The organism is Ideonella azotifigens, from assembly GCF_006519715.1.
GTDB lineage: Bacteria > Pseudomonadota > Gammaproteobacteria > Burkholderiales > Burkholderiaceae_C > Ideonella > Ideonella azotifigens.
On the sequence record NZ_VIDT01000553.1, the window covers coordinates 1 to 3,703 of the forward strand.

The 3,703-nt window shown below is 66.4% G+C and carries 4 protein-coding genes; 2 read left to right on the forward strand and 2 right to left on the reverse strand.

The features are described 5' to 3' along the window. A partial coding sequence (locus FKP22_RS23880; RefSeq protein WP_170201047.1) for a sigma-54-dependent Fis family transcriptional regulator occupies positions 1–754 on the forward strand: 754 nt, incomplete at its 5' end. A 6-nt stretch (positions 755–760) separates the two neighbouring features. Here the strand turns inward: FKP22_RS23880 and FKP22_RS23885 are convergent. Further along, positions 761–1,474, reverse strand: coding sequence for a riboflavin synthase subunit alpha (locus tag FKP22_RS23885; protein WP_141290164.1), 714 nt, complete (start codon positions 1,472–1,474; stop codon positions 761–763). An 87-nt stretch (positions 1,475–1,561) separates the two neighbouring features. Next, entirely contained in the window at positions 1,562–2,608 is a 1,047-nt protein-coding gene (locus FKP22_RS23890; protein WP_170201048.1) for a CE1 family esterase, read from the reverse strand. A gap of 285 nt (positions 2,609–2,893) precedes the next feature. On the opposite strand from FKP22_RS23890, the gene FKP22_RS23895 reads away from it, so the two are divergent. Beyond that, positions 2,894–3,640, forward strand: a complete 747-nt coding sequence (locus tag FKP22_RS23895) for an acyloxyacyl hydrolase (RefSeq protein WP_141290166.1) — start codon at positions 2,894–2,896, stop codon at positions 3,638–3,640. Positions 3,641–3,703 lie beyond the last annotated feature (63 nt).

The window sequence follows — 3,703 nt, forward strand, 5'->3', positions numbered from 1 at the left end:
GGAAAGCCTGATCGAGGCCGAACTGTTCGGCTACCGGCCCGGCGCCTTCACTGGCGCCAGCCGCGAAGGCGCTCCCGGCCGCATCCGTGAGGCGGACGGCGGCGTGCTGTTCCTGGACGAGATTGGCGACATGCCGCTGGCCATGCAGGGCCGGCTGCTGCGCGTGCTGCAGGACCGCCTGGTGGTGCCGCTGGGCGGTGGCAAGCCGGTGGCCGTGGACATCCAGCTGATCTGTGCCACCCACCATGCGCTGCGCGAGCAGATGCGCACCGGCCAGTTCCGCGAAGACCTGTACTACCGGCTCAATGGCCTGACGCTGCAACTGCCACCGCTGCGCGAGCGCCAGGACCTGGAGGCGCTGGTGCAACGCATGCTGCAGGAACTGGCGCCAGGGCAGGACGTGCAACTGTCACCGGAACTGGCGCAGCGCTTCGCCTGCTACCGCTGGCCCGGCAACCTGCGCCAATTGGCCAATGCACTGCGCACTGCCTGCGCGCTGATGGAGCCTCACGAGACGCAGATCACCTGGGCGCACCTGCCCGATGACCTGGCCGAGGATCTTCGTGCCTGTGCACCGCTGCGGGAGACGGCGCCTGCAGCAGTGGAAACTGCCATCGACCTGCGCGAGCTTGCGGTCCGCACCGTGGAGCGGGCGCTGAAGGAGAGCGACGGCAATCTCTCGGAAGCCGCCCGCCGGCTGGGCATCAGCCGCAACACGCTATACCGCAAGCTCAGGGCTGCGCGGTCCAGCTGAAAAAACTCAGCTGAGGCCCTTGAGTTTGGGCAACGGGCCGGCAAGCTCCTCGGGGCTGCTGCCTTGCTGGCGCAGCAGCGCTTCGAGTGCCGGCATCAGCGGGCCCAGGCGTTCGTCGAGTGCGTCGCGCACGGTGTCGACAAAAACCTGCGTGCTGCGCTCGATCTCGATGTTCAGCGTGTCGCCCGGCTGCTTGTCGCCAAAGGTGGTCATGCGCAGCGTCTCGGGAATCAGCCAGACCTCGAACCAGCCCTCGGCACGGTTGGCCTCGGCCACCGTCAGGCTGGCGCCGTTGATCGCGATGTAGCCCTTGGCGAAGATGTAGCGCATCCACGGCTGCGGCACCTGGATGCGCATCACATGGTTGTTCTCGGGCTGGCGCACCGTGGCCAGCGTGGCCTTGAAATCCACATGGCCGGACAGCGGGTGGCCGCCGATCTCGGCGCCGTCGCGCGCCGCGCGCTCCACGTTCAGCGGGCTGCCTTCGCCCAAAGCACCCAGCGTCGTCAGCGACAGGCTTTGCTGCATCACGTCAAAGTCGGCCGCGTTGTCGCCATGCAGCTCGGTGACGGTCAGGCACACGCCGTCGCACGAAACGCTGGCGCCAATGCCCAGATCCTGCGCGAAGCCGTCGGGGAACTGCAGCCGGAAGCTGCGCAGCCCTGGTTTGTCCTGGATGCTGGCCACCTGGGCCACGCCTTGCACAATGCCGGTGAACATCCGAAATCCCAATGAAAAAACTGGCGCGAGCTTAGCAGCCCGGGCCAGTTTCGGTGGCGGGCGCCGAGGCGCCCATGCTGGGGGTGATTACTTCAGGCCAGCCGTGGAGGCCAGGCTTTCTTCCTGGTCCAGGATGCCGGTGCCGGAAGAGAAGCCCATTTGCGCGGCCAACGAATCGACGCCGTGACCCGCGCCATGAATGCGCTTGAGCACCAGCTTGCCGCCGCAGTTGGACCAGGTGTCGACGTTGCCGCTGTTGGTCGGCGAGGCAGCCACAGTCTCGCCGCACATCGCCGTCGCGCGGACTTGCTGCTGGACCTGTTCGTTGATCACCTGGTCATTGACCCAGGCATCGCCGGCCGCGTAGATCAGGACCTGGTTGATGGTCCACAGGTCATCGCCCCAGTTCGACGCCCCGGTGATCGGGTCGAAGGTCCGCATCACCGGATCGCTGTCGCCAATGATGCCCATGTACGGCGCCACCGCCTTGCCGGCGGCAGTGCCAGCGGGATCGCACACCGCTGCGCCGGTCGAGAAGTCCACCGAGGCCGGGCCGGCCAGGGACACATAGGAATCAAACGTGGCGTTGGACTCGCAGTACATGCGGTTGGTCATCGCGCCGCCCATGGAGTGGCCCATCAGCGTGATCTTGCTGATGCCGTAGTCCGCGCGCAGCTTGGCAGCCAACCCAATCAGGAAGGCTTTGTCGTCCTGGCCGGAGGTCATCACCCGGTTGCTCCAGGTCGTCGCGCCGTCCTGCCCGGCAATGTGCTGCCCCTGGGGAAACACGAGCATCACGTGATTGTTTTCCAACCAGGTCCAGTTGATGGTCGACGATGCCAGGTCGGTCTGCGAAGTGTTCAGGCCGAGCTGGTAGGAGATGGAGACGTTGTTCCCGCCGCCGCCGTGCAGCGCAACGATGGCCCGGGTCGCGCCCTTGGGCTTGTAGATGTTGATCTGTTGTGGGTAGGCAGCACCGGTGCTGCTGGTGACCTGCACGTTGGTGATCAACTCGTCAGTACCTGACGGCGCCACGTCGTTGTCGCTTCCACCACCGCAGGCGGACAGCAAGGCGACAGAGGCCAGCATGGTGGTCACGGCAAGCGCGCGGACCCGGGAGATGCGATGGAACATGGAAAGACTCCGAAAGGCTGTTGGTATGACCCGCTCAAAAAAACCTCCGCCAACCCACCCAAGAGTGGCGGGCCACAAGCTGTGGCCAAGAGATTCCGCAGCGGTGAATGGATGGCATGACGGTAGCACCGGGCCCCTGGCCCACCCATTCGCTTGCGACCCGACGTAATGTAGGACAACGCCCTTATGAGATGTCGGCCGACAACAACGTGGAAAAAACCTGTGACTCTTTGTCAGGGAAGCCGTGAGCGGGCGCGCTCCAGGCGTCGCTGGCAGAATCCGCCGATGCCCAGCCTGCCCTCCCCCATCTCGCCGCGCGCCAAGCGCACGTTCGGCCGCACCTTCGGCCACTCCATCAGCACGCGCCGTGCCCGCTTCGGCGCCCAGGCTGTCGCCTGCCTGTCGATCCTGCTGTCCGCGCCGTTGATGGCGCAAACCGCACCCGCCTCGCCCAAGGAACATGCATCCAGCAATGGCCTGCGCGCCGTGGCCGTGGCTGGCACGCTCGCCAGCTGGGCCTACGCCTGGTGGGAAGGCGCACCATTCACGCGCTGCGACGGTGCGCCGCGCTGGCAGTTCCGCGGCAACGTGGCCAAGGACGACGAACTCCGCGTGGCCACCGTGGGTGCCGCCTACGGCGAATGCCAGATGCTGACTGCTGGTGGCTGGAGCCTGAGCAACCAGACCAACTTCTCGGTCAGCCGCTGGAGCGCGCAAGGCGATGTGGCCTTCGCGAAGAATGCCTGGGACGTGGCGATCGTGCCGCTGGTGCACTGGCAGCGGCCGGCCTTTGGCGCCACGCGCATGGAAGTCGAATTCGGCATCGGCCCGGCCTGGCTGAGCCAGACCAACATCGGCGACCGCCAGAAAAGCACCCAGTACCAGTTCTCCGACCACCTGGGCCTGAACCTGGTGGACGCCGGCGGCGCCTGGCGCGTGGGCCTGCACTGGCGGCACATCAGCAACCTGGACATCAAGACGCCGAACAACGGCGTGGACTTTGCCGGCGTCGTGGTCGCGTTCAGCCTCTGACCCGCAAGAACCGCCGGCCTTCAAGCCGCTGAGGCCTGCCGCCGCCGGCGGCGCCTGAGCCGC